Source organism: Johnsonella ignava ATCC 51276 (assembly GCF_000235445.1).
In the GTDB taxonomy this organism is placed as follows: domain Bacteria; phylum Bacillota; class Clostridia; order Lachnospirales; family Lachnospiraceae; genus Johnsonella; species Johnsonella ignava.
In genome coordinates this window covers 37,113-63,447 of the sequence record NZ_JH378839.1, presented here as the reverse complement: position 1 = coordinate 63,447, position 26,335 = coordinate 37,113, and the positions used below count along the sequence as shown (strand labels likewise).

The 26,335-nt window shown below is 32.7% G+C and carries 16 protein-coding genes and 3 pseudogenes; all 19 read left to right on the top strand.

Translation table 11 applies throughout. From position 1 onward, the window contains the following. Positions 1 to 342 precede the first annotated feature (342 nt). A pseudogene (locus HMPREF9333_RS10730) lies at positions 343 to 1,761 on the top strand (DNA topoisomerase); the annotation flags it as partial. Between the two features lie 50 nt (positions 1,762 to 1,811). Continuing rightward, positions 1,812 to 3,602 carry a recombinase family protein gene (locus tag HMPREF9333_RS10725; protein WP_005541987.1) on the top strand — a complete coding sequence of 597 codons (1,791 nt, stop codon included), beginning with the start codon at positions 1,812 to 1,814 and terminating at the stop codon, positions 3,600 to 3,602. A gap of 104 nt (positions 3,603 to 3,706) precedes the next feature. Beyond that, positions 3,707 to 4,687 carry a class I SAM-dependent methyltransferase gene (locus tag HMPREF9333_RS10720; RefSeq protein WP_005541985.1) on the top strand — a complete coding sequence of 327 codons (981 nt, stop codon included), beginning with the start codon at positions 3,707 to 3,709 and terminating at the stop codon, positions 4,685 to 4,687. Beyond that, positions 4,684 to 5,142, top strand: coding sequence for a MarR family winged helix-turn-helix transcriptional regulator (locus HMPREF9333_RS10715; protein WP_005541984.1), 459 nt, complete (start codon positions 4,684 to 4,686; stop codon positions 5,140 to 5,142). Before HMPREF9333_RS10720 ends, HMPREF9333_RS10715 begins: the two co-directional genes overlap by 4 nt. A gap of 16 nt (positions 5,143 to 5,158) precedes the next feature. Beyond that, complete coding sequence (locus HMPREF9333_RS10710) at positions 5,159 to 6,259, top strand: ABC transporter substrate-binding protein (protein ID WP_005541980.1); 1,101 nt, start codon at positions 5,159 to 5,161, stop codon at positions 6,257 to 6,259. 2 nt (positions 6,260 to 6,261) lie between these two features. Further along, positions 6,262 to 7,284 carry a FecCD family ABC transporter permease gene (locus tag HMPREF9333_RS10705; RefSeq protein ID WP_005541979.1) on the top strand — a complete coding sequence of 341 codons (1,023 nt, stop codon included), beginning with the start codon at positions 6,262 to 6,264 and terminating at the stop codon, positions 7,282 to 7,284. Then, positions 7,277 to 8,074, top strand: a complete 798-nt coding sequence (locus HMPREF9333_RS10700; RefSeq protein WP_005541978.1) for an ABC transporter ATP-binding protein — start codon at positions 7,277 to 7,279, stop codon at positions 8,072 to 8,074. Before HMPREF9333_RS10705 ends, HMPREF9333_RS10700 begins: the two co-directional genes overlap by 8 nt. Before the next feature lie 204 nt (positions 8,075 to 8,278). Continuing rightward, the gene (locus HMPREF9333_RS10695) at positions 8,279 to 8,695 is read left to right on the top strand and encodes a sigma factor-like helix-turn-helix DNA-binding protein (RefSeq protein ID WP_005541977.1); all 417 of its coding nucleotides are present in this window, start codon (positions 8,279 to 8,281) and stop codon (positions 8,693 to 8,695) included. An 86-nt stretch (positions 8,696 to 8,781) separates the two neighbouring features. Further along, positions 8,782 to 9,156 carry a hypothetical protein gene (locus tag HMPREF9333_RS10690; RefSeq protein WP_005541976.1) on the top strand — a complete coding sequence of 125 codons (375 nt, stop codon included), beginning with the start codon at positions 8,782 to 8,784 and terminating at the stop codon, positions 9,154 to 9,156. A 315-nt stretch (positions 9,157 to 9,471) separates the two neighbouring features. Beyond that, on the top strand, positions 9,472 to 11,112 hold the full coding sequence (gene mobQ / locus HMPREF9333_RS10685) for a MobQ family relaxase (protein ID WP_005541975.1): 1,641 nt from the start codon (positions 9,472 to 9,474) through the stop codon (positions 11,110 to 11,112). A gap of 233 nt (positions 11,113 to 11,345) precedes the next feature. Continuing rightward, complete coding sequence (locus tag HMPREF9333_RS10680; protein ID WP_005541974.1) at positions 11,346 to 11,903, top strand: type III toxin-antitoxin system ToxN/AbiQ family toxin; 558 nt, start codon at positions 11,346 to 11,348, stop codon at positions 11,901 to 11,903. Between the two features lie 263 nt (positions 11,904 to 12,166). Next, positions 12,167 to 12,346, top strand: a complete 180-nt coding sequence (locus HMPREF9333_RS10675; protein WP_005541972.1) for a transposon-encoded TnpW family protein — start codon at positions 12,167 to 12,169, stop codon at positions 12,344 to 12,346. A 19-nt stretch (positions 12,347 to 12,365) separates the two neighbouring features. Next, positions 12,366 to 12,713: pseudogene (locus tag HMPREF9333_RS10670) on the top strand (DNA topoisomerase); the annotation flags it as partial. Positions 12,714 to 12,716: 3 nt separating this feature from the next. Next, positions 12,717 to 13,268 (top strand): hypothetical protein, encoded by a 552-nt coding sequence (locus HMPREF9333_RS10665; protein WP_005541969.1) that lies wholly within the window; start codon positions 12,717 to 12,719, stop codon positions 13,266 to 13,268. A gap of 13 nt (positions 13,269 to 13,281) precedes the next feature. After that, complete coding sequence (locus tag HMPREF9333_RS10660; protein WP_005541967.1) at positions 13,282 to 14,067, top strand: hypothetical protein; 786 nt, start codon at positions 13,282 to 13,284, stop codon at positions 14,065 to 14,067. Between the two features lie 14 nt (positions 14,068 to 14,081). Further along, positions 14,082 to 14,966: pseudogene (locus HMPREF9333_RS13770) on the top strand (phage NrS-1 polymerase family protein); the annotation flags it as partial. A gap of 952 nt (positions 14,967 to 15,918) precedes the next feature. Further along, the gene (locus HMPREF9333_RS13765; protein ID WP_408611231.1) at positions 15,919 to 16,377 is read left to right on the top strand and encodes a TnpV protein; all 459 of its coding nucleotides are present in this window, start codon (positions 15,919 to 15,921) and stop codon (positions 16,375 to 16,377) included. Positions 16,378 to 16,505: 128 nt separating this feature from the next. Further along, the gene (locus HMPREF9333_RS10655) at positions 16,506 to 25,217 is read left to right on the top strand and encodes a helicase-related protein (RefSeq protein ID WP_408611230.1); all 8,712 of its coding nucleotides are present in this window, start codon (positions 16,506 to 16,508) and stop codon (positions 25,215 to 25,217) included. Positions 25,218 to 25,352: 135 nt separating this feature from the next. Beyond that, the gene (locus HMPREF9333_RS10650; protein ID WP_005541964.1) at positions 25,353 to 26,312 is read left to right on the top strand and encodes a single-stranded DNA-binding protein; all 960 of its coding nucleotides are present in this window, start codon (positions 25,353 to 25,355) and stop codon (positions 26,310 to 26,312) included. Positions 26,313 to 26,335 lie beyond the last annotated feature (23 nt).

Here is a 26,335-nt window from a genome sequence, read left to right as displayed (position 1 = left end):
ACATTGTTTAAGGTCATTCAAAAGACAATAGCACTTACTTCAATCGGGTGTAAATCTCATATACATCAGAGATTTTCTAGGGCATGCTGATGTAAAAACAACACAGATTTATGCACGTGCTGATGTTACGCTTAAAAGGAAAGCTATTGAATCTGCAAGTTTAATTGATGTTAGCAAAAATATGAAATCATGGACAGAGGATGAAGATCTAATGACATGGCTTAATAGTTTAGGAAAACAAACTAATTAAAGTTTTTAAATGAATGGAATATGCTAAATCTGTAAAAAGCATATTCCATTTACATTTAAACATTTTTTATGTTAAGAAAGGATGATTAAAATATGATTAAAACAAACACTTTATCAAACAACTTTACATTTAATTCTACTCCGCATAAGTTAGTGATAGCAGAAAAACCGAGTGTTGCCCTTTCAATTTCAAAGATTATAGGAGCAAACGGCAAAAGAGACGGATATTATGAGGGAAACGGATACAGAGTTTCTTGGTGTGTAGGACACTTAATTCAGATGGCAAATCCCGATACTTACGATGAAAAGTATGCAAAATGGAATATAGAGGACTTACCTATTATCCCAAGCGAATATAAATATGAGGTGGCAAAGGCAACGAAGAAGCAGTTTACTGTACTTAAAAAGCTGATGAATGATAAGGATATTGATACTGTCATAAATGCTTGTGATGCAGGACGAGAGGGGGAAAGTATTTTTAGATTGGTATATCTTCAGGCAAATTGTAAAAAGAAGATGAAGAGACTTTGGATTTCTTCAATGGAAGACAGTGCCATTAAAGAGGGCTTTGATAATCTAAAAGACGGAAAGGACTATGATAATCTCTTTGAATCGGCACAGGCAAGAGCGATAGCAGATTGGCTTATAGGTATGAATATCAGCAGGCTTTATTCCCTGCTGTATCAACAAAATTATTCTGTTGGTAGAGTGCAGACACCGACTCTTGCCATGATTGTAAAAAGAGATGATGAGATAGCAAATTTTAAGAAAGAAAAATATTACACCGTAGAACTTTCTATAAATGATTTTACGCTTTTTACAGATAGAATTGATAATTTAGAGATAGCAGAGCAGCTTAAAAATTTAATCGGAGAAAAAATTGAAATCACCAATGTGATCACAAAAGAAAAAATCACTAAACCTGACTTGCCTTTTGACCTGACAACACTTCAAAGAGAGTGTAATAAGTATTTTGGATACTCAGCAAAACAGACTCTTGATTATGCTCAGAGTTTATACGAAAAGAAACTGATTACTTATCCGAGAACAGATAGCAGATACCTTACAACAGATATGATTACAAGCACAATAAACAATATATTGGGACAAAATGACTTTGATACACAGCGTATTAAGGTCATTTTTAATTCAAGCAAGGTAACCGATCATCATGCTATTATACCGACAGTAAGTTCAATGAGTGAAGATTTATCGAGTATTCCGGAGAGTGAAGCAAAAGTGTATCGACTGATTTTTAATAAGCTACACGCAAGTGTAGGTTATCCTTTAATCGAGAATACTACTAAGATTGTAGCAATTTTTGACGGCTTTGAATTTACAAGTTCAGGAAAAGTCATTATAGATGAAGGCTTTACAAAATATCTTAAAGAATACAAATCCAAGAAGAATGAGGATATGGAGCTTCCTGATGTAAACATTGGAGATGTTATTATCATTGAAAATAAAGAGATTAAAGAAAAACTTACCCAACCTCCGAAACACTTTACTGAGGTTATATTCTATGAAGTGTAGATTAGAAAATTAAAAAGGGGGAAAAGTCAATGGCTACAAACAAAAAAATAACTGCCCTCTACGAAAGACTTTCTCGTGATGATGAAATGGTAGGGGACAGTAATTCAATTATAAATCAAAAGAAAATGCTTGAAGATTATGCTGATAAGCATGGATATACCAATATTATGCACTTTACAGATGACGGATATTCAGGAGGTTCATTTGAAAGACCGGCTTGGAAGAAGCTTATTGAAGGAGTAGAAAACAACATCATAGATACTGTGATAGTAAAGGATATGAGTCGTGTTGGTCGTGATTATCTTCAAGTAGGTTTTTATACAGAAGTGATGTTTAGAGAAAAGGGAGTACACTTTATAGCTGTCGCAAATAGTGTTGATAGCAATAAAACAGAAAGTGCCGAATTTGCACCATTTCTAAATATTATGAATGAATGGTACATCAGAGATACCAGTAAAAAGATAAAGAGCGTATTAAAGTCAAGAGGATTGGAGGGAGGACATCATACATCAAACCATGCTATCTATGGCTATCGTAAAGATAAAGACAATCCAAGCAAATGGATTATTGATGAAGAAGCTGCTGAAGTAGTAAGACGCATATTTCAGATGAGTTTAGAGGGAAACGGTCCGTATCAAATAGCCAAGATTCTAACAGAAGAAAAAGTTGAAAGACCGTCATATTATCTTGCTCAAAGAGGAATGGGAAACCATATATCTAACTATAACTCAACAGAGCCATATCTTTGGAGAGGAACAACCATAAGCAATATTCTAAGTAGACCTGAGTATATGGGACATACTGTGAACTTTCGTACCTACAAAGAGTCCTATAAAAGCCATAGAAACAAGAAAACACCAAAAGAAGATTGGGTAATCTTTGAAAATACACAAGAAGCCATTATTGATGAAGAAACCTTTAATACAGTTCAAAAACTAAGAAAAACAATTAGAAGAACGGATAGCGTAGGCATAGCCAATCCATTAACAGGACTTGTGTATTGTGCAGACTGCGGAGCCAAAATGTATAACCATCGTGGAAAAGCAGGATTTAAGAGGGATTGGTTAGGAAGAAAAACAGATAAAAGGCGTCCTCTAAAAGATGAATATATTTGTTCAACCTATAACTTGGCAAGAGGAAATTTTGAAGAAAAATGTTCATCACACTATATCCGAAGTGAAGTTATCAATAAATTAGTTTTAGATACCATAAAGGAAGTAAGTGAATATGTAAAATTGAATGAAGAAGAATTTATTAAAAAAGTATATCGGGCATCAAAGGAGCAACAGGAAAAAACATCAAAGCTATTAAAGAAAAGATTAGCAAAAGAAGAAAAAAGAATATCTGAAATAAATAGTTTAATCCGAAAGCTATATGAAGATAATGTAAGCGGAAAACTATCAAACAAGCATTTTGATATGATGTTAAAAGATTTTGAAAAAGAACAGGCGGTATTAGAAAAATCAATAGAACAAGCAGAAGAAACCTTAAGAGATTTTGAGGAAGACAGTATCAGAGCCGACAAGTTTATCGCACTTGTAAAGAAATATACTGACTTTAGCGAACTCACAACCCAAATGATCAATGAATTTGTCGATAAGATAGTAGTTCACGAGGGGAAATGGGAGAATTGTGAGAGGATACAGGAAGTTGAAATATACCTAAATTTTATTGGTAAGTTTGAAATGCCGAAGAAAGAGCCTACAAAGGAAGAACTTGAGGAACTTGAAAAACTAAGGAAAAAGAGAGAAAAGAAGCGTGAGTATAATTATAGGTATATGAAAAAGGTAAAGGATAGAATGGAAGCAGAGGGAATATAAGGATAGGTATAAGACAAAGAGAATGGTTTAATTGTATGCTTGACATACAATTAAATTTATAGTATACTAGGCATACAAAATTTTTAAGAATAAGGAGTTTTAATATGGAGTTAAAACCAAATATTTACTATAAAACTATTTTGCAATATCGAGAAGCGGAACTTCTTTTTGAAGCTCTTAAATTAGATATTTTTTCTTATTTAGATGAACCAACAACACTAGAAGAATTCCTAAAATCGACAAACTATGACAAAGAAAATACAAAATATTTTTTATCAGCATTATTATCGTGCGGTTATATAGAAAAAAATAATTTAACATATTGCAATACAAAATGTAGCAAATTATACCTTTCAAAAAACAGCTCAAAGTATATAGGAAAAGCAATTTTATTTAGAGAAAAGTTGGGTTCAATATCAAATATAGGTGATAAGGTAAAAGATAATTCGTTAGGACAAAATGATAAATTAGATTTTTCAGAACTTGCTGAAATCGTTCATGATGAAATGTATGTTACCGGTCGAGTAGATGACTTTAATAGGGAAATTAAACAATTATTTTCTGACAAATATAGAAATTATAAGGTCTTAGATTTAGGAGGTGGTAGTGGAGTATTGTCTATTGAGTTTATTAGAAATTTTCCAAATAGTACAGCTTGTGTATTTGAAACATCTGAGGTTGCCTGCATAAGTAAAAAGATAATTGAGAAAAATGATATGCAAGACAAAATTTTTGTTTTAGAAGGTGATTTTAATGTAGATGCTATAGGTGATGGCTATGATTTAATTATTGCTTCAGGAATTTTCAATTTTGTTAATATGGATATTACGGAGTTTATTTGCAAACTATCTGATGCATTAGTATTAAATGGACATTTACTGATAATTGGTTCATTTTTTGAAAATGAAGAATATCATAAAGAGCATATATTAAATTGGCTTAAAGGATATATAAATGGGATGAAACCGGCACCAAAAAAATCTGAAATTGAGCAATCAATGCGAAAAGCGAATTTATCACTGGAAAAGCGAATAAAAGTTGGATTGTTTGCAGGTGAATTACGTAGAAAGGATGGTGAGATATGAAGTTGACATCTATACAAAATGAAGTTATAGACTCATTTATTAAACTTACAGAGAAAATTTCTAATGGAAAGACAAATATTTTAGATTTTGGAAGTAATGATATGGTTTTTTATAGAGGAGAAATTCATATTATAAAGATGATTGGCGATTATCCCGGAATATACAGTTCTGAAATCGCACGTAATTTTGGAATAACTAGAGCAGTAGTTCACAAAACTTTATTGAAGCTAGAAAAAAGGAATTTAGTTGAAAAAAAACAGGATTCAGAGGATAAAAAAAGGCAAAAATTATTTTTAACTCAAAAAGGGAAACTAGCTTACAAATATCATGAAGAATATCATGATGAACATGATAAGGCTTTATTTGATTTTATTAAAAATCTTTCAGAAGAAGAATTAAACACAATATTAAGATTTTTGAATTATGCAGACCAATTAGTTCAAAATCATTTTTAAATTGGAGGTTAGGATAATGAAAAAACAAATTATAATTTTGCTTGCAATTATAGTACTAGGATGTGTTTTTGTAGGTTGCAGTAAGCAATCTGTTGAAAATGATGTTAACAATAAAGAAGTTAAAGAAAGAGTGATACAGGATATAAGCGGGGAAGATGTTAAGATTCCGCCAGTAAAAGATATAAAGAGAGTGGTAATTGTCGCTCCTCCTATTACCTCAGTTGTCATTAAGTTAATACCTGATCAAAAGATGATAGTTGGACTTAATGAGAAAGCCTTTATTCAATCTGATGATGGTATTATGGAAAAAGTGTTTCCGAAATATAAAAATATTGACACTAAATTTGTTGGTGAAGATTTTTCTATTAATAAAGAATCGCTCTTAGCTCTTAAACCTGACATAATTTTATATTATGGAGAAGCACAAAAGAAAAATCTTGAGAACATAGGTGTCCCTATTATAAATTTTTTCTCTCCTAAATTAACAGACCCTAAAGATGTAACTATTGCATGGAATAACCTATTGTGTGAAATTTTTGATATAGAAAAGAAAAGTCTACTGTCTGATGAGTGGCAACATTCCGAGAAATTATCAAAAAAAATCCTACCACAATCAAATTTAGAAAAAGTAAAGGCGTTGTGGATATTTAGAAATGTTAAAGGAAAATTAATGGTTGCAGGAAAAAGTTCTTTTGATGCTTATGCTGAAAGTTATTTCGAAAAAGCTGGAATAATTAATGTTGCTAATGAAATTCAAGGTACAGCAGAAGTAAACATGGAACAAATTCAGGCATGGAATCCAGATATGATTTTTGTTTTTCAAGGAGTACCGGCTGGAGCATATTTGAAAAATAATATAGAAGGGCAAGATTGGTCTATGATAAAGGCGTTCCAAGAAAAGAAAATTTATGATATTCCAAAAACAACATATTCATGGGCAGCCCCTTGTATGGATTCACCACTTATGCCTTTATGGTTAGGATCGAAAGCATACCCTGAGAAATTCACTAATGAAGATTTTATTAAGGAATTTAAAGACTACTATACGAGAGTATATAGCATTTCATTGACCGATCAAGATATTAAGGCAATACTAGGTTTAAGCGGGAATAAATAGTTATGTTGAAGTCAGGAAAACATAGTGAGAAAAGTGTGATTTTAAGTTTGATAGGACTTCTGTTGTGTGTTTGTATATTTTCAATGATGTTGGGGAAATACTCTATTCAACTAGGAGATATCTTAACTGTATTTAAAAATAGAGTATTCAATAGCTATAATGAAGAACTAAAAGTTGTAGATCATATTATTATTAACATAAGATTACCAAGAGTTATACTTGCAGGAATTGTTGGAGCTGGATTATCTATTTCCGGCTCTTCCTTGCAAGGAACTTTTCAAAACTCTCTTGTAAGTCCGGATATCCTAGGAGTATGTTCAGGTGCTGGGCTCGGAGCGGCATTAGGAATTTTGTTTTTTGACAATAATATAGTTGTCATTACAGTGCTTCCATTCTTGTTTGGAATTTTAAGTATTATTTTAGTATTTTTTTTATCTGGTTCTAAAAAGAAAAGTGATAATATGACTTTGGTTTTATCTGGAATTATTGTTTCATCAATTTTTAATGCCTTAACTTCATTGGTGAAATATGTTGCAGATACTAAAGACAAGTTACCAACAATAACATTTTGGTTAATGGGAAGTTTTTCTAATACAACGTATAGAGAAATACTAATTTCTGCATTACCTATATTTATCGGGTTATTGGGTTTGCTTATGTTCAGATGGAAACTCAACTTGCTTTCTTTAGGCGATGAAGATGCTTATACATTGGGGGTAAATCCGAAACAAACTCGTTGGTTAATCATTTTATTTTCTACCCTAATAACAGCGGCTTGTGTAGCGGTATCAGGTATTGTTGGTTGGGTAGGACTAGTAATCCCTCATATTTGTAGAAAAATTATAGGAAATAATCATGATAAATTACTTTTTATTTCCTGTTTAGTAGGAGCAATTTTTATGATTGTGGTTGATACAATTGCAAGAAACATTGTAACTTCTGAAATTCCAATTGGCATTTTGACGGCACTTATAGGAGCTCCTTTCTTCGCAATAATATATAGAAGGTCTCGTGGAGGTGAGTAATATTATTTTAGAAATCAAAGATGGAAGTTTTTATTATAGCAAAGAAAAATTTATTTTTGACCATATTAATTTTGAACTTGGAGAGGGAGAAATTATGGCAGTTATGGGGAAAAATGGTATTGGAAAAACTACATTGCTAAAATGTATCATTGGATTGCTTCAATGGACGGACGGGTATTCTGCGATAAATGGTAAAATAATAGATTTTAAGTCTTTGAATCAAGTGGGGTATGTTCCACAAGCACATAAAACATCCTTTTCATATACAGTATTTGAAATGATTTTATTTGGAAAAATAGGACATAATTCTTATTTCGCTAATCCAAAAACTCAAGATTATGAAGAAGTAGAAAAAGTACTCGTTCGTATGGGAATAAGTGAATTAAGAAATAAACCATGTAACGAACTTAGTGGAGGACAATTACAACTCGTTTTTATAGCAAGAGCTTTAGTAAATTCTCCTAAACTTTTAATTTTAGATGAACCTGAATCACATTTAGATTTTCGCAATCAATTACGACTTATGAAAATTATTAAAGAATATGTAAGCGAATATAAAATATCTTGCATTATAAATACACATTATCCTAATTATGCAATTCTTTTTGCAGATAAGTGTTTACTTTTAGGAGATGATTATTATCAAGTGGGTGAAATTACTGAAATTCTAAATGAGAAAAGCATTTCAGAATATTTTTCGGTCATTTCAAAAAAAATTGTAGCTTCATACAAAGAAAAAGATTTTACTGCATTTGTGTTTATTGATGAAGTATCTGATTTAACTGTTTGATTATTGAGGGAAAAATATGATTAGAAAAGTAGAAATAATTTCAAAACATTCTAAGTGATGATAAACAACAATTAAATATATCTTATACGATAGATAGTTTTTTTATTTATGTATTCAGAGGACATTTTACGCCAAAGTGTAGAGGTCCTCCTTTTTTTATTCTCAAAAAGCAAAAACAGAGAGCAGAAAAAGGAGGATAGCACGATGGGTAAAAAAGAATATCACATCTATGTTAGAGGGAAAGCTGTACCTGTAAGTGAAGAAGTCTACAAAGCCTATTGGAAGATAACAGAGCATGAAAAATATCTTCAGAGAAAGGATTGGAAGTATGACGTGATTCCATTTTCAGCAATGGATTATGACGGACACTTTGTAGATAACATCATAGATGAAAGAGTAGACTTAGAAAAAATTGTAGAGGTCAAAATGCAGATTGAAGAATTAAACAAGGCATTAGCTACACTCACAAAAAAAGAAAGAGAACTGATAGAAGCCATTTTCTACAAAGAAGAAAGTCTAAGGTCTATCAGTAAAAAAGAAAAAGTAAGCTATCAAGCAATCGGAAAAAGGAGGGATAAGATTTTAGAAAAACTAAGAAAACTTTTAGAAGATAAATTCTAAAAAATGCTGAAAGGTTAAGTATCAAAGAAAGATGCTTAGCCTTTCTTTGTTTGGAACACAACAATATTGAAACGGAGGAATGAAAAATGAAAGAGTTAGAAAATGTAATGAGCCAGTTGGAAAAAGAAACTAAGAAAAAAGAACAGGCGGAAAACAAAATCAAGCAACTAAGACAAAAGAAATCACAGCTAAAAAGAAAGGCGGACACGAAACGAAAAGTAGAAAAAGGAGGCGTGTTTGAGAAATTTGAAAAACAGATAACCGGAGTAGAAGAAAATACAGATAATGATTTAATCTATGCCTTTTTAGATTATGTACTTTCCGATAATCGAAATAGAGAAAAGCTAAAAGAACTTACAGAAATTCATTTAAAAGAAAAAGAAATCTCCTTAGAAGAAAATCCAAATCTTAAAGAGGAAAATGCAAATGATGATTTTGAAGAACCGGCTGATGAAGAATAAGAAAAACAGAAAATGTATTAGGGATTGAGATGGAGCAAAGTGAGAAACATTTTAACACTTTGCTTTTTTGTGGATTTGAAAAATCTGCAAAAAGCAAAGTTCACAGGGGTCTAAGGGGGAGTAGCCCCCTTGAACAAATAAAAATGCTTTAGCGTTTTTGTTTACTTAGCGGAGCTAATAGCTTTCCGCAGGAACGCAAAGCACCGTAGTCAAACGGTGTATCTTTGCGCCCTTTGAAAAAGGGAGCGAAGATACCACCTGAACATTAGGATAGTAAAATCTCAAAATTGAAAGCAGATAAAGGAGAAAAAGACAATGGAAATCAAAAGTTTGCATACCCATGTAGATATTGTTACAAGGTCAAAGGGACATAGCGTGATTGCAAAAGCTGCATATAATGCAAGAGATAAATTACAAGATGAATACTATGGAAAAACACATGACTATTCTAAAAAAACAGACCTTGTATTCTCAAAAATATTTCTGCCGGAACATATCCCAAAAGAGTTTTCAAACAGAGAATACCTATGGAATAGTGTTGAAAAAATAGAGAAAAGTAAAAACTCACAACTTGCAAGAAATCTACTCTTTGAATTACCAAGAGAATTAAATGAACAGAACAGAATAAAGTTAATCAGCGAATTTATAGAAGAAAACTTTACTTCGAAAGGTATGATAGCAGACTGTAGTATTCATAATCCACCGGCAAGCGATCATGAAGAACAACCACACGCCCATATCTTACTTACCTTAAGAGAAATTGATAGTGAGGGAAAATGGAAACCGAAATGCAGAAAAGAATATATCCTTGATGAAAACGGAGAAAAGATAAAACTGAAAAGCGGAAACTATAAATCAAGAAAAGTAAATCTGAACGATTGGAACGAACCTGACAAAGCAAAAGAGTGGAGAGAAAACTTTTCAAAAAAAGCAAACGAATACTTGGCAAGGAACAACATAGATAAAAGAATTGATCCACGCACCTTTGAAGAACAAGGCAGAGAAGAACTCCCGCAAATCCATTTAGGCACAAGCAGTTATCAGATGGAGAAAAAAGGCATACAGACAGAAAGAGGAAACCAAAACAGAAAAATCATCGCCTTGAATTTAGAGTTTAGAAAATTAAAAGAGGAGCTATCCAAACTTACATCTTGGATAGGCTCATTACTTGGAAGTCTGCAAGTAAAATATGATGAATACAAGCAAGAGAAGAAAGAAGAATATGAGAATAAGGCGGAACTCTTTAATCTCTATGAGTACATCAGTATTTATTATGACTTACAGGGAGAAAAAGCAAGAAAGTTAAATCCCTATGCAAGCAACAAAAAGATAGGAGCAGACCTAAGACGATTTTCAAAAGCAAGGATATATTTATCAGATAACGGATTAAAGACCATAGCAGACCTACAAGAAAAGATAAGCACATTACAAGCAAAAAATAAGAAGATTAGTCAAGACATTAAGGCAAAAACCGCAAGGATAGAAAGCTTAAATAAATGCTTCACCTATGCGGACATCATCAAAGATAACAAACAAGTCTTTGAGGAATGGAACAGTAAATCCCTATTCAAAGATAGTTTTTACAATTCCCATAAAGACGAGATTGACAAGTACAAAAGAGCAAGGGCAATCCTTGAAAAAATAACAGGCTCATCGGCTATCAAGATAAAGGACTGGAAAAAGGAAATTCAAAGCCTTGAAAGTGAAATATCAAAACTCAACAGACAATCTCAAAAAATCAAAGAAGAATACGAAAGTATCAATCATATCAAGTATGCCGTAAAAACGGTCAATGAGGATTATGGCATAGACCTATCTATTGAGATTGACAAGGCAATTAAGAGAGGAGAAAAACCAAGTGTCATTGCACAGATTAAGAAGTATCAAGAGCAACAAGAAGCTTATGAAAAACGAAAAGAAAAGACAAAAGACTATTACAGGAATGAGGAAAGATAGTGATTTTTTGGAGAAATAGGGTATAATATAAATGACAAGAAAGTGGCGTTTAGGGAATTTACTAATTTGACATTTCTAAAAATATCTGTTATACTTTCAGTAAATAAAGAGGGTGTCCCACTACCATTAAAGGTGGAGCATTAAAGAAGGTGTCTCACTACCTATATCCCAAAGGTGAAGCATTAAAGTGAACAGAGAGGATGAAACCTCTCTGTTTTTTTTAGGAGAAGGCAATGGCAGAAGCGATTAAATATGGATTTTATACTGTAAATCCTGATTATCTTGAATATCTAAATCAAATAGATTCAGAAGTTTATTACAACCCATCGTATAGAAACAGTATTAAACCATTTGTTGGAATTATTGTTGGGATAGAAAACTATAATTATTTTATTCCAATATCTTCTGCAAAGGAAAAACACAAAAGATGGAAGAATGTTTCTGATGAGCATTTTTTGATTTATGAAGTAATTGATAATAACATTACTATAAATGGAGATATATACAAATATTACTCTGATGAAGAAAAAATGCACATATTATCTATATTGGATATTAAGAAAATGATACCTGTACCGAATGGTTGTTATGAAAGAATTGAGTTTGACGAGCTTGATGACATCAGATACAAAGACTTATTTGAAAAAGAATATGCTTTTTGCCTTAAGGTAAAAACAAAGGTTTTGAAAAAGGTGGAAAAATTATATCAGAAGCAAAAGGAAACAGGAACTATCAGAAGAGCAAATTGTAATTTTTCAGAGTTAGAAAAAGCCATGTTGGATTGGAAGTAAAATATAAATTACTTATGAATAATCAAGGAAGTGGAATAATATTCTGCTTCTCTTTTTTGCGAGGGAAAGTATTTATAAGTATGATACAAGACAACGGAGAGGTGTTTTTAGAGCATTGCAGCTAAAAGAGGCATTCAGAGTATGCCTAAGATAAAAGCAAGTCTTAAAACGCATTCCATCACTTAATACAACAAAACAGTTAGAGCGATTAGAAAAGTAAAAAATCTAATCGCTTTTTTTATTGCGATGAAAGGAGGAGGCAAATGACAGATGAAGAAAACAAAGTTGAAAACACATTTAGCAAAAAAATTGGAAAAACAAACTATAAAGTTACAGTGCATTTCAGCGAAACCAGTGATGAAACAATCACAGATAAAATAAATAGACTTATTCAGAAAGAATGTGAAGATGTGAGTTACAAAAAAGACGAAGAAATTTCTTAAATACCCTTGACAAAAGCTATCAGAGGATACGCTCTTAAAGGCGATGGAGATAGCCGGAAATGATAGTTTAGATAAGAATGTGGAAGTTGAGAGAAAAGGACTGGGAACTCCTGCAACAAGAGCAGGAATCATTGAACACTTAATTTTCAAAGGTTTTATTGAAAGAGATAAGAAAAACCTTATTGCTACACATAAGGGAATCAGTCTTGTAACGATTGTAGCTGATACCTTTAAATCAGCAGAAACAACTGCAAAGTGGGAAATGGAGTTAGCGAATATTTCACAGGGAAAATCTTCAAAAGAAGAATTTTTAAATACAATAGAACATGAGATAAGAAATGAACTAACTCATTACAAAAAGGAGTAGTCTATGTTTGATACTCTAATAAAATTCAGTAAAGACAGAGAGAAAATGGATTTTTATGCTACAGATAAAAGAGCAACCCATGAACTTTTGAAAAGAGAACAGTTTACATCTTTAGTCTACGAGCCTGCTTGCGGAATGGGACATATCGGAAAAATTTTAGAAGAATACGGTTATACGGTAAAAGCGACAGATATTTGTTATAGAGGCTATGGAGAAGAAAGAGAAGTTGATTTTTTTACAGTAACAGAAAATAAAATGGATATAGTAACGAATCCACCCTATTTTTGTGCAAATGAGTTTTTAAAGCATGCCCTTGAGATTTCAAAAGAAAAGGTAAAGATTGCGATGCTCTTTCGACTGGCATTTTTAGAAGGTCAAAAAAGATATGAGTTATTTAGAAAGTATCCACCAAAAAGAGTATATGTATTTTCCAAAAGATTAAATTGCGCTAAGAACGGAGAGTTTTGGAAATCCAAAAGTAGCGGGATTGCCTTTGCTTGGTTTCTATGGGAGGTGGGATATACCGGAAGTACGGAGCTAAGATGGATTAGGTAAAGGGAGGAATAAAATGATTGAAAAAACGAAGGAGGACAGTATGGATAAGAACGAAGTATTACAATCACAGGGAAACCAGACAAAAAATGTTATGCAGGAGATTAAAGAGGAATATACCAAAACAGCCGACTTTTTAGAAGAACATACAGGCATACAGCTTAATATAGCAGAGGAACTCAAAGATGAGATGAAAAATAAGGACTTTGATGCAAATATTGAAGAGTTAAAAGCACTCAAGGAAGAAATCACTGGATTAAAAGCCGAGATCAAACGATTAAATGAAATGGAAAATATAGGGTTAAGTTCACTGATTGTGCGAGATATTAAGACTGTAGGCAATACCCTCATTAATTTACAGGAAAAAGCCGTTGGAAGTATCAAACATTTGTATGACAATATGAAACATCAGCTTTCCTATAACCTTACGAAAGCACAGGAAAAATTTATGCAGATGAAAATAGGAATTGTAAAAGGATTGGTAAACTCCATGCAGGATTTTATCAAGGCTCAACAAAGAAAACTCGATACTTGCCTTGAAAAGCTTGATAATCTATCCGTGGAAATCCAAAAAGATGAAGAAAAACTGGAAAAAGACAGTGCAAATAAAGAGCAAACCCCGATAGAAAAAAAGGAGCAAAATACAAAAGAAAAAGAAAACCAAGAGGAAAATGTGGAGGAAAAGTCAGAGAAAAAACCGTCTGTACTTAAAAAATTAAAAGAAAATCAGCAAAAAATCAAGAAAGAAGAAAAAGTTAGGGATGTAAAAGCACATAAAAAAGATAAGGGAATGGAAATGTAGTAGAGGTAACAGCTATGAATGGCATCATAAAAAATTATGAAGATATTCCTGATGAACTAAAAAGAGAGAAACACTGGTGTTTGTATAAAATAATTCAAAGAGACGGGAGGAATACAAAACTACCCTTGATGCCAAACGGAAAACCTGCCAAGTCCAATGATAAAACGACATGGTTTTCATATGAAGCTTGTATAGCTGCACTTAACCGAAATATCGGAGATGGTCTTGGATTTATGCTTGGAGATGGATATATCGGTATAGATATCGATAAGGTAAGTGATGATATTATGGAATATAGTATGGATTATCATGCAAATTCTATGACAGCTGATTTTTTAAGAGAAATTTCCACCTATGCTGAAATATCTCCATCAAAAACAGGATTACATTTTATCGGAAAAGGTGAAGTTCCGGGAGAAAGGAAAAGATACAAAAATCTTGAAATTTATGACAAAGATAGATTTTTTACAGTTACCGGTAATGTTATAAAAGACAGAGACAGGAATAAAGTAATAAATATTGACAGTGAGTTAAAACCCTTATATGAAAAATATATGCCCAAGATAAATAAAATTAGTGCTGAAAATAAAACAAGTCCAACTCTTACTTTTTACAAAGGGGAGCAGGACATATTAGAAAAGCTATTTGACAGAGGATATTTTTCATATACCGGAGAAGATCTAAGAAGGGTATATTATGGGAATTATGAAAGCTATTTTAACAGTAGGTCAGAGGCTGATTTTTTTATGCTTCAAAGACTGCTTTATTATACCGCTGATGTAGAACAATCCATATCCTTCATGGAAAATAGCGGACTGAAAAGAGAAAAATGGTATAAAAGACGAGGCAATACCGACTATATCCACTATATTGCAGATAAGGCGATAGGCTCTATCAATCAATTTTACGATTGGGGAAAAGAGAAACCATTAAAGGATAAAGCAGAAGAAAAAAGACATGAAAATAAAAGAAAAAAGGAGGGAGATACAGTGCCAAGATATGAATTTGATGAAGTAAAACAAATTCTTGATTTTGCAAAAGAAGAATTTAGGGAGAATATAGACAGGTATGAAACCTATTTAAAAGTAATGGGAAATAACTATAAATATCCATATTTTAATCAGCTTAGCATATATGCGGTAAATGAAAAAGCAACCGCCTGTGCGGAATATGACTATTGGAAAAGCATCGGAAGAAATGTAAGCAGGGGAGAAAAAGGAATACCTGTTTTAGACATTGAAAGAGAAAAGATAAAATACATTTTTGATGTAAGTCAAACAGTGAGCTTAAATCATAATATTTCTGAGGTAAAGTTATGGAAGTATCATAATGAAAAGCATATAGCTGCCTTAGATACTCTGATTGATGCCTTTAAAGAAAAAAACAGTAACCTTATATTTTCTACAGAAGATAAGTTAAATACACTTGTTTTGCTATATACAAGGCAGATATTAAATAAAGCACTTGATTCTTTAAGTGATGAAACCTTAAAAGACAACAGTAAGGTCGATATACTCCATTTTTTAGAAGAATCCGCAAAGGTGTCGGTATATGAAAGAATGGGACTGCATTTTTTAGGGGATAGGGAAAAATTAGAAATGCTATCAAGAGTTTCAAGTACGCAAGATATTGACAGATTACTTGCCTATACTTCAAACAATGTGAAAAGAATACTTATGGATATAGGTAGAGAAATTTCAAAAGTGGAAGAAAGAGAAAAATTTTCAGAAATTCAAAAAAGGGAGCAGACAAAAAACTATAAGGAGCGTTATAATAATGTTGCAGATGAAATTAACAGAACTACTGAAATTATAGAAAATGAAAAAGAAATAAAAGAAGGAGGCTTAGAAGATGAAAGAAACGGTAGTATTGGCGAAAAAGGAATACATTCTGGAAAGCGAGATTTATACGCCAATCGTGAAAGAGAGTCCATTCGAGAGACAGGGAGGGACTTACAGATTGGAGAAGATGGAAGATGGATCGGAAGTGTTAATTCCGAATATGAAAATGCCGGAGAAATTGAACTTAAGCAAACTGAATCAATTTGGCAAAGCGAGACTGAAATATCTCAAAGAGGAAAGAGGGGAAGAGTATCAGATTATGCTGATGGAAGAAAGCCTAATGAATCATCTGTTGGATATTCAGGAACAGGTGGAGAATTTCTTGGATATAGAGGAACCGAGAATGAAAGAAGCTTGGGAAATGACAACCAAGATGCAGGATCAGGACTTTCTGAAGTACGCAGGACTGAAGAAGAATCTGGACATGACACTTACAAAAATGGCGATGGAACAGATCGTTTGGGCATAGATGAGTATCATGAAGAGAATATACAGAAAATAGAACAAGATCATATAAGAAATAAAGGGAAAGAAGTCGATAGGGCTTCTTTTTCTTTTGCTCAAAACGTAGGAATTCAGGGAAGATTTGAATTAGCAATGCAGCAAGAAGAAATTGATACTGTTTTGATTCATGGAGGAAATGAGGACAATTTACGCTTAAAGGTTTTAGCCGAATACTCTAAGGGGAAAAGTATGGAAGAATTGGCTGATTTTCTTCAAACTACTTTTAAAGGCGGAAATGGATATGAAGTAAGAGGAAATAATGTTTGTGCATGGTATGAAAATGACGGAATACATTTGTCTAATGATGTTTCCTCAAGCGAAAATCCTATGCAGATTTTTCAGTGGCAAGATGCAGCAAGACGTATCGGAGAATTGATTGATAAGGGAGAATATGCCACAAATGTGGAGGTGGCAGAAGCTTTTTCCTTTGAGAGAAAAGAACTTGCAGAAAAGTTATGGTTTTTAAAAGGCGATTTTGCAGATGAAGTAAGAAATAGCTACTTGCCAATTCTCAACGGAGATGAAAAAAAAGGATATCCGGATAAAACTGAAGAACTTGCAGAAAACTTAAAAAATCTCGAATTTAGAAATATGTTAAGAAAAGAATACGAAACCTTTTTACAAGATTATTATAAAAACCCAAGTATTTTACGATTCCATTATCATAAAACAAAAGAAATTCTACAAAGATTACAGGATTTAGAGATACCAAGAAAAGATTTTATTTCAAATATGATGAAAATTCCAGAGATTAAGGGGTTTATTACAGAAGATGAAATGGATGAGAACCTTAGAAGAGGGAGCGGTATTTCTGATGGTAAGAAAAGAATTTATAACTTTTTTAATGAAAACAACTCTCTTCAAGAGCGAGCGGAGTTTCTAAAAAAAGAATATGGAACAGGAGGGCATTCTCACGCTTTATCCGGTGCAAGAGGTAGTAGTGAGTGGCACGATGCCAAAGGAATGAAGCTTGAAAAAGAAAATTGTGGTGATATTTTTCTAAACTGGAATCAGGCAGCAAAAAGGATACAAACTCTTATTGAAAGTGGAAGATATATAGAAAAGGAAGAGCTTACAGAGCAGACAGAAAACAGGGAAGATATAAAAGAAAATATAGCAGATAGAAATGAGCCTTTCAAAGAAGAATCTGTTTCTGAAACAGAGAATGGTAGAGATTATTGGATTGTAGAATTTAATGAAGGCTTGGGTCTTATAGAAAAAAATTATGCCGGAGAACTTGTTACTAAAGAATTGCTTGATGAAATCAAAGAGCTTGACGAAAAAATCAGAGTTCATAACAAAACGGTAGGTGAAGACGAATATGGAGAAATGACTGACGAGTGGGTAGGTTATTCTAAATTCTATTTTGATCATATTGTAGACGGAGAAGTGGAAGAACACTTCAGAATAGATATTGGAGATGGAAATGAAGTAAACCAAAGAGATTTTCAGTATCTTTATGAACAGATGAATATAAGCAGAGAAACCGAAGAACACAATGCAGAAGATATAGATAATACCTTAAAGGATATTTTAGAAAAAGAGTCTATGACTGTGGTATCAAATGAGGAAGATTATAAGAAGTTATTCCCGTATTTTAAAAACTTTGCATATACGGATGGTTCAAAGTTTGAAGAATATAATCCTTTTGAGGAAGATAAAGAATTATCCGATTTAGCCCGTTTTACTTTTTTCAAAAATAATGATGGTGAATATAGAGTAGCATACAACAATACGGACAGCTTAATTTATTCCAGTAATGTTGACAGGTTCTTAGAAAGAATAAAGGCTTTAGAAACAGAGATAGAAGATGACATAGCAAAGACGGCTGCCGAAGATAAGATTGCAGTCAAAGTTGGTAATTACTATGCAGTTATGGATCAAGATAAAGTAAAAGATATTTCTCTGGATGAAACAGGAACTAAGGTATATCCAAGTAATGACAATTTTGAAGGTAAAGTCTATCCTCTATACAAAGGAATAACCTTTGAGGAAAGCAGCAAGATCGATGCACTTTTTGACGAGATTGCTACAAGTATGAAAGAAGTGAATCTAACAGATCTTAATGATGTATTTTATCTTGAGAATCAAGGGCTATATGAAATTTCATCGGATAAGGTAACAGAAGAAAAAGGCGGTTTTGATTTTGAGGTGGCAAGTTTTAATGAACAGTTTCCTGATTATTATAATGATATTTATGTGTATAACAGAAACTTAAAAATAGATGATGCCTATCAAAATATTGCCTATATCAACCGAGAAAATGAAATACATTTTAATATTAATTTACCAGAAGAAGAAAAAGCAAAGGTATTGGAGTTAAGAGATAAGAAAGAAATTTTATCTGCTCTGATTTTTAAAGAGGTAAAAGATGTAGGAGAATATCAATTTCATCCTCAAAGCGAAGAATTTATTTTGGATGAAAAAAATATATTGGAAGATCTTTTAAAAGCACCGGAGCATATAACAGATAACATTGATGAAAAAGAAGGTTATGAGGCAGAGCTTGTTTTGGATATGAAAAATAAGCAGTTAAAACAAAATTTAAGATATAACGGATATATGTTAAGTTCCAATCTCGCAATTCAATACGACAGCTATCATGAAATGCTTCAAAATCTTCCTTATCTGCTTGATGATAATCATAGAAATGTAATGCTTACCGGTTATATCAATCAGCAAATTGATAAAGCAAATGAGGAAAAGAAAGAGCAGATAAAGGTGCCAATCTATCAGGAAGGTATGCAGGTAAAATATCAGGGTAAAGAATATGTAATTTCAGAAATTCAGGATTATAAAACATATAAAACGATAAAATTAGATGATAATGAAGGCTATCTAAACGGCTTTATAACGAGCAGTGAGATTATTCCTTTCAGAAATGAAAGTGAACTTGATTTGGAGATCGTATCTACAACAGAGAAGCTACAAGAACAAAGTATCAATGATGAAGATCTAATTTTGTTAGATATTGAAGATTATAACAAACAAGGACTTTCCGTTCTCTTTCAAAATAAAGAATATGAAATTACCAGAAATAATTTTAATCCCGTTGGAATGAGCAGGCTACAACTTGTCTCAAATACAGAAAAACTGATGACGGAAGTGATATATACTCAGGAGAGACCAGTAGCAAATCTATATGCAAAAAGAGAATCTCTTGATCAGTTTAAGCCAAGTCTTAACTTAGGAGAAGATAAGTCGGAACTTTTACACCATAATTTAGATGTAATAAATGATACAGGAAGTATTCCTCCAATCAATTACAAAATAACAGGAGAAGATGAGATCTTGCCACCTTCAGAAAGACTAAAAAATAACATAGAAGCCATCAAAGTTTTAAAAGAAATCGAAGAACGACATAGTCATGCAACAAAGGAAGAACAGGACATATTAAGCAAGTATGTCGGATGGGGTGGACTTTCTGATGTGTTTGATGAAGAAAAACAGGGACAATGGAGTAAGGCAAGAGATTTTCTAAAAGAAAACTTATCACAATCTGAATATGATGCAGCAAGAGAAAGCACTCTTACCGCTTTTTATACACCAAAGGTTGTAATAGATAGTATCTATAAGGCTCTATCCAATATGGGATTTGAAAGCGGAAACATTTTAGAGCCAAGTATGGGAACCGGGAGATTTCTCGGAAATCTTCCGGAGAGTATGCAAAGTAGCAAATTTTATGGAGTGGAACTTGACAGTATTAGTGGTAGGATAGCAAGTAAATTGTATCCTAACGCTAACATACAGATAAAAGGCTTTGAAGAAACAACTTTTTCAAACAATTTATTCGATATAGCAATAGGAAATGTACCTTTTGGAGAATATAAAATATCGGATCGTGAGTATGAAAGAAACAACTTTCTTATCCACGATTATTTCTTTGCCAAAACCTTAGATAAAGTACGTTCCGGCGGAATAATAGCCTTTATAACCTCAAACGGAACATTGGATAAAAAAAGTGAAGATATCAGAAGATATATTAGTGAACGAGCAGAGTTTTTAGGAGCCATCAGGTTACCGAATAACACGTTTAAAGGCGAAGCTGGAACAGAGGTAACAAGTGATATAATCTTCCTTAAAAAAAGAGACAGATTACTAAAATTAGATGAGGATTGGGTAAAACTTGATACCGATGAAAAGGGATTAACATATAATAAATACTTTATAGATAATCCCGATATGGTGCTTGGAAATATGGAAGAAGTATCAAGCAAATTTGGAACAGCCTTAGCCTGTGTGGATGATGGAGGAATTTCTTTAGAAGAAAAATTAAATATAGCTATAAAAAATATAAGCGGCATATATGAAAAAGCACAATTAGGTGAAGAACTTGAAACAGAAACAATTCCTGCTGATGACAGTGTGAAAAACTATTCTTATGCAGTAATTGATGACAAGGTATATTTTAGAGAAAATTCCGTAATGCAAAAATTGAATTTAAATAAAGTTGATGAGGAGAAAGTAAAGTCATATCTTGAGATCGAAAAAATATTAAGACAGGTAATTTCCTATCAAAAAGAAGATTACTCCGATACAGAAATTAAAGAAAAACAAGAGGATCTAAATCGCCTTTATGATGAGTTTTCCAAAAAATACGGAATTTTAAATAGTAAGGCAAATAAAAAGTTGTTTCGTGAAGATGCGAACTATTCTCTACTTTCCACTTTGGAAAAGCTGGATAAGGAAGGCAACTTCATCGGGAAATCCGATATATTTACAAAAAGAACGATTAAGAAAGCCGTTGCGATCACTCATACAGATAATCTGACAGAAGCACTTATTCTATCTATTTCTCAAAAAGGGAAAGTCAATTTTGACTATATAGAAAAACTCACTGAAAAAACAAGAGGAGAAATTATTGAAGGATTAAAGGGAGAAATATTTTTAAATTTAGATGGATTTGATCCAAGTGATACGACTCCTTTTTCTTCAGCTGTAGATTTGGGAGATTTTTCAAGATCTTATGTAACTGCTGATGAATATTTATCCGGGAATATTAGAGAAAAGATAGAAGTAATAGATTCGTATATCAAGAATGTAGAACATGAACTTGAGCAAAATGAACAAGCTCAAAATACTGATACAGAACTATTGAAACAGGATAATATTACTCTAAAAAAAGAACTATTCAGTCTTAATTATCAAAAACAAAAACTATTGGAAGTAATGCCAAAAGAACTCGAGGCAAGTGAAATAACCGTTAGAATGGGAGCAACTTGGATACCTGAGAAAGATTATAAGAGCTTTATGTTTCATCTGTTAAAGACATCTGCTTCAAACAGATGGAATATTGATATCAAATATACCAACTTTACAGGGGAATATAGAGTAGAAGGTAAAAGTATAGATAAAGGAAATGACCTTGCTAATTTCACATACGGAACAAGCAGGGTAAGTGCATATAAACTGATTGAAGATACATTGAACCTTAGAGATACCAATGTATATGATCAAATTGTAGATGAAAACGGAAAGAAAAGTTCTGTCTTAAACAAAGAAGAAACAATGCTTGCAAGGAGTAAGCAGGAAATCATCAAAGAAGAGTTTAAAAACTGGATTTTCGATGATATAGACAGAAGAACAAGGCTTGTCAAAGAATACAACGAGAGGTTTAATTCAATAAGGCTTAGAGAATATGATGGAAGTAACCTTACATTTGATGGAATGAATCCTGAAATAGAACTTAGACCTCATCAAAGAGATGCGATTGCAAGAGGACTTTTCGGAGGGAACACCTTGCTTGCCCATGAAGTAGGAGCCGGCAAGACCTTTGAAATGATAGGGATTGCTATGGAAAGTAAACGACTTGGAATGAGCAACAAAGCCATGTTTGTTGTTCCAAATCATATTGTAGAACAGTTCGGTAGAGAGTTTAATGAACTGTATCCGGCAGCCAATATCCTTTGTGCAACGGAGAAGGATTTTACTCCGGATAAGAGAAAGAGATTTTGTTCAAGGATTGCTACAAGCGATTACGATGCGGTAATTATAGGGCATAGTCAATTCGAGAGAATTCCAATCTCTAAAGAACGACAAGAGTATGAACTACAAAGTCAAATTGATGAAATTGTGGAATTTATCAGTGAGTATAAAAGGGAAAGAGACCAGAAGTTTACGGTAAAACAATTGGAGAAAACCAAGAAAGGTTTGGAAGCAAAACTAAAGAAACTAAATGATGATTATAAAAAAGATGATGTTGTAACCTTTGAAGAATTAGGGATCGATAAGCTATTTGTAGATGAGGTACAGGCATTTAAAAATTTGTATCTATTTACAAAAATGCGAAATGTAGCAGGAATTACCACAACAGACTCTCAAAAATCAAGCGATATGTTAATGAAATGCAGATATATGGATGAGATTACAAATAATAAAGGGATTGTTTTTGCAACAGGAACTCCCGTAAGCAATAGCATGGCAGAGCTTTACACTATGCAAAGATATTTGCAATATGATGAATTAAAGAAAATGCACCTACAACATTTTGACTCTTGGGCATCTACATTTGGAGAAACTGTTACAGCAATTGAACTTAATCCTGAAGGTAACGGATACCAAAGTAAGACCAGATTTGCGAAATTCTATAACCTTCCGGAACTGATGAATATCGTAAAACAGTTTATGGATATAAAGACATCTGACGTATTAAATCTTCCTGTTCCAAATGCCCATTATGAGACTATAAAGACAAAGCCGACTGGGGAACAAAAGGAGATACTCAAGTCTTTTTCCAAAAGAGCGGATAAGGTTAGAGAAAAGCAGGTAGATTCAAGTGTTGACAATATGCTTCTTATCACAAATGACGGTAAGAAAATGGCACTTGACCAAAGGCTAATCAATCCCCTGCTTCCTGATGATAAAAATAGTAAAGTAAATGCCTGTGTAAGCAATGTATTTAGTATATGGGATAAATACAGGGATAAGAAGTCTACACAACTAATTTTTTGTGATATGTCTACACCATCAAGTGAATTTAATGTATATGATGATATAAAGGAAAAACTTATAAAAATGGGTATCCCCGAAGATGAAATAGAGTTTATTCATAGTGCAAAGAATAACAAGGAAAAAGATGTTATTTTTAATAAGGTGCGAAAAGGAGAAATCCGCATATTACTCGGTTCAACACAGAAAATGGGTGCAGGGACAAATGCACAAAATAAGCTAATTGCTATCCATGATCTCGATATACCATGGAGACCGGCTGATTTGGAGCAGCGAAGAGGAAGAATTGTAAGACAGGGCAATGAAAATAGAGAGGTTCATATCTTTCGGTATATAACGGAAAATACCTTTGATGCCTACCTTTTCCAAACGCTTGAAAACAAACAAAAATATATCTCTCAAATTATGACAAGTAAAACACCTGTAAGAGTTGCAGAAGATGTCGATGAGGCAACTTTGAATTATGCGGAAATCAAGGCACTTGCTACAGGAAATCCTCTTATTCGTGAGAAGATGGATCTTGATGTTGAGGTAAGTAAACTTAAAATGCTGGAGTCCAACTTCAAATCCAACTTGTATAAAATGGAGGATAAGGTTGTAAAGGTATATCCGAAAGAAATTGAAAGCCTGAAAGAAAAAATAGAAAATTTGAAAAAGGATATAGAAAAAGTAGAGCCATACGGAGATGAAAAGGCAGCAAAAATAGCAAAAACAGCAAAAACAGAAGAATACGCTCAGACTGCTTTGGAAAATATAGGTGAAAACAACAAAGAAACAGAGGGAATGGCAGATAAAGAAACATCATCAAAATTCACCTCTTTAACTTTAAGCGGGAGAAAGTATACTGATAAAAAGCAAGCGGGAGAATTTTTAATAAATAGGATAAAGGGAATAAAAAAATTGGATGATTTCCGCTTTGAAGAAGTGAAAATCGGAGAATATAGAAACTTTGATTTATTTGTATATTATGACAGTTTTTCAAATCAGTATAAATTCAATCTCAAAGGAGAAGAAAGCCACTACGGAGAGTTTGGAACTGATGAGATAGGAAATATAACAAGAATGGATAATGTCCTTGATAGAATGCCTGAGAGATTGGAGCAGACACTTGGAAAACTTAAAGATACCGAAAATCAATTTGAAACGGCAAAACTTGAAACCCAGAAGAAATTTCCACAGGCAGAGCTTTTAAAAGAAAAGACATTAAGACTTGCTGAGGTAAATAATTTGCTTGATATGGGACAAAAAGAAGATATAAAAGAAGAGAAAAATCCACTTTTAGAAGAAGTGAAGGAAGAACTGATTCATTTTCTAAACAAAGAATATGATGAAGCACATAGTATAGAAGATTTTGATACAATGTTTCCTGATTTGACAGATATAGGTTTGGCTTATACGACTACACCGGATGAAAAGCATGAGATACAGACAAGTCTTGATTTAATCAATTATAAAATGAATACTTATGTAGATAATACTTTAATTGATAGTTTTAGTTACACCTATAATCCGCTTGATGCAAGTGATACAAAGGAGCTTATACAAATAAAAACAGGTATTGCACTTTGGGATTTTAATGAATTGGTATATGTTGATGAAGAAAAGTTAAAAGCAGCACTTGGACTTGAAATTGATGACGACGGTAATTTCTATGATCCGCTCTCAAAGGATATGGATTTAGACGGAGTAATAGACAGGTATGATGCTGATTTTAGAGACAGCAATGTTCAAAATGTCGGTGATTTTGATAAAAAAGAGAAGAGTTCGGTAATGGGAAGATTAAACGGATATAAGGAGCAAATCAATCAAACGGAAAAAAGAGAAAATAAGGCGGAATGCTTTGAGGAGGTGAGATAAACCTTATTATAAAATAAATGAAAAATAAAAAATATGTGAGTATATCTGGGATAGAGTGTCTTTTATAGGTACTCTTTTTTCAATTTTAACGATGAAAAATACAAATACAAAGAAGATTGAATGGAGGAATAAATAATGAAATTAGAAAAAGGCGATATTGTAAAAACAGCATTAAGTGAAAATACAACAGTTTTAGATGTGAAGGACAATCAGGCAATATTGTTTTCAGGTACTCAGTTTGTACTTGTAACAGGGATTAAAGAAAACAAGGAAAGCGGAAAATTTGAATGGGATAACGGACGATATGCAAATGATTTAAAAAGCATTTCCGATATGCAAAACAATAACTTTGAAACGATGAAAGAGACCTTATCTTTTTTAGCAGAGTATAATCATAGCGATTTTGTAAAAGGAATTATATCTTTGGAAACAGGAATAGAAAACGAAGATACCCTTGATGTTGCCTATGATAATTATATGAATGATAAGATTATGGGCTTAGTTGATGAAAAATTTTATGATTATATAGATGAAAATGAGATGGAAGCACCTGATTTAGAAAGTGGAAGAGAGAATAAGAACAGTGCTTTATCCGGTGAGGAAATTGTAAAAGATGACACCAATGCTATGACTGACAAGGCAGGGGAAAATAAGGAAAAAGTAAATACTATAAATATCGATGGCAACATTGCTTCGGATATAGAAATTAAAAATTTGACCTCGAAAGACGGTAAAGATTTTACCGTTGCAAGTTTTGCGATTGCTGAAAATGACAAAGAAGGGAAGGTAAAATATACCAACTGCTTAGCATACAACGATAAGGTAAACAGTGTAGAAAATTTGAAAAAAGGAGATTTTGTCCATATATTCGGAAAAGAAAATCTAACACAAGGAAAGGATGGAAAGGAATATATGTCTCTTAAAGTTTATTCCGCAAAGCTGTTAAAAGCCAAAGAGCAGGTTAAAACAAATCAAACTACAAAGGAAACAAAGAAATCTTCGGCACTTGGTAAGTTAAAGGAGTATAAGGAAAAGACAGGCGAAAAATCAAAGGAACAGGGCGGTATCAAAAAAGAGAAAAGTGTAGAGAGATAAAATTGTAAAGAATAAAATTGTAA

Coding starts and splice junctions, on each gene's coding strand:
- HMPREF9333_RS10725 (WP_005541987.1), top strand. CDS start 1,812: ATGGCTACAAACAAAAAAATAACTGCCCTCTACGAAAGACTTTCTCGT.
- HMPREF9333_RS10720 (WP_005541985.1), top strand. CDS start 3,707: ATGGAGTTAAAACCAAATATTTACTATAAAACTATTTTGCAATATCGA.
- HMPREF9333_RS10715 (WP_005541984.1), top strand. CDS start 4,684: ATGAAGTTGACATCTATACAAAATGAAGTTATAGACTCATTTATTAAA.
- HMPREF9333_RS10710 (WP_005541980.1), top strand. CDS start 5,159: ATGAAAAAACAAATTATAATTTTGCTTGCAATTATAGTACTAGGATGT.
- HMPREF9333_RS10705 (WP_005541979.1), top strand. CDS start 6,262: ATGTTGAAGTCAGGAAAACATAGTGAGAAAAGTGTGATTTTAAGTTTG.
- HMPREF9333_RS10695 (WP_005541977.1), top strand. CDS start 8,279: ATGGGTAAAAAAGAATATCACATCTATGTTAGAGGGAAAGCTGTACCT.
- HMPREF9333_RS10690 (WP_005541976.1), top strand. CDS start 8,782: ATGAAAGAGTTAGAAAATGTAATGAGCCAGTTGGAAAAAGAAACTAAG.
- mobQ (WP_005541975.1), top strand. CDS start 9,472: ATGGAAATCAAAAGTTTGCATACCCATGTAGATATTGTTACAAGGTCA.
- HMPREF9333_RS10680 (WP_005541974.1), top strand. CDS start 11,346: ATGGCAGAAGCGATTAAATATGGATTTTATACTGTAAATCCTGATTAT.
- HMPREF9333_RS10675 (WP_005541972.1), top strand. CDS start 12,167: ATGACAGATGAAGAAAACAAAGTTGAAAACACATTTAGCAAAAAAATT.
- HMPREF9333_RS10665 (WP_005541969.1), top strand. CDS start 12,717: ATGTTTGATACTCTAATAAAATTCAGTAAAGACAGAGAGAAAATGGAT.
- HMPREF9333_RS10660 (WP_005541967.1), top strand. CDS start 13,282: ATGATTGAAAAAACGAAGGAGGACAGTATGGATAAGAACGAAGTATTA.
- HMPREF9333_RS13765 (WP_408611231.1), top strand. CDS start 15,919: ATGAAAGAAACGGTAGTATTGGCGAAAAAGGAATACATTCTGGAAAGC.
- HMPREF9333_RS10655 (WP_408611230.1), top strand. CDS start 16,506: ATGCAGCAAGAAGAAATTGATACTGTTTTGATTCATGGAGGAAATGAG.
- HMPREF9333_RS10650 (WP_005541964.1), top strand. CDS start 25,353: ATGAAATTAGAAAAAGGCGATATTGTAAAAACAGCATTAAGTGAAAAT.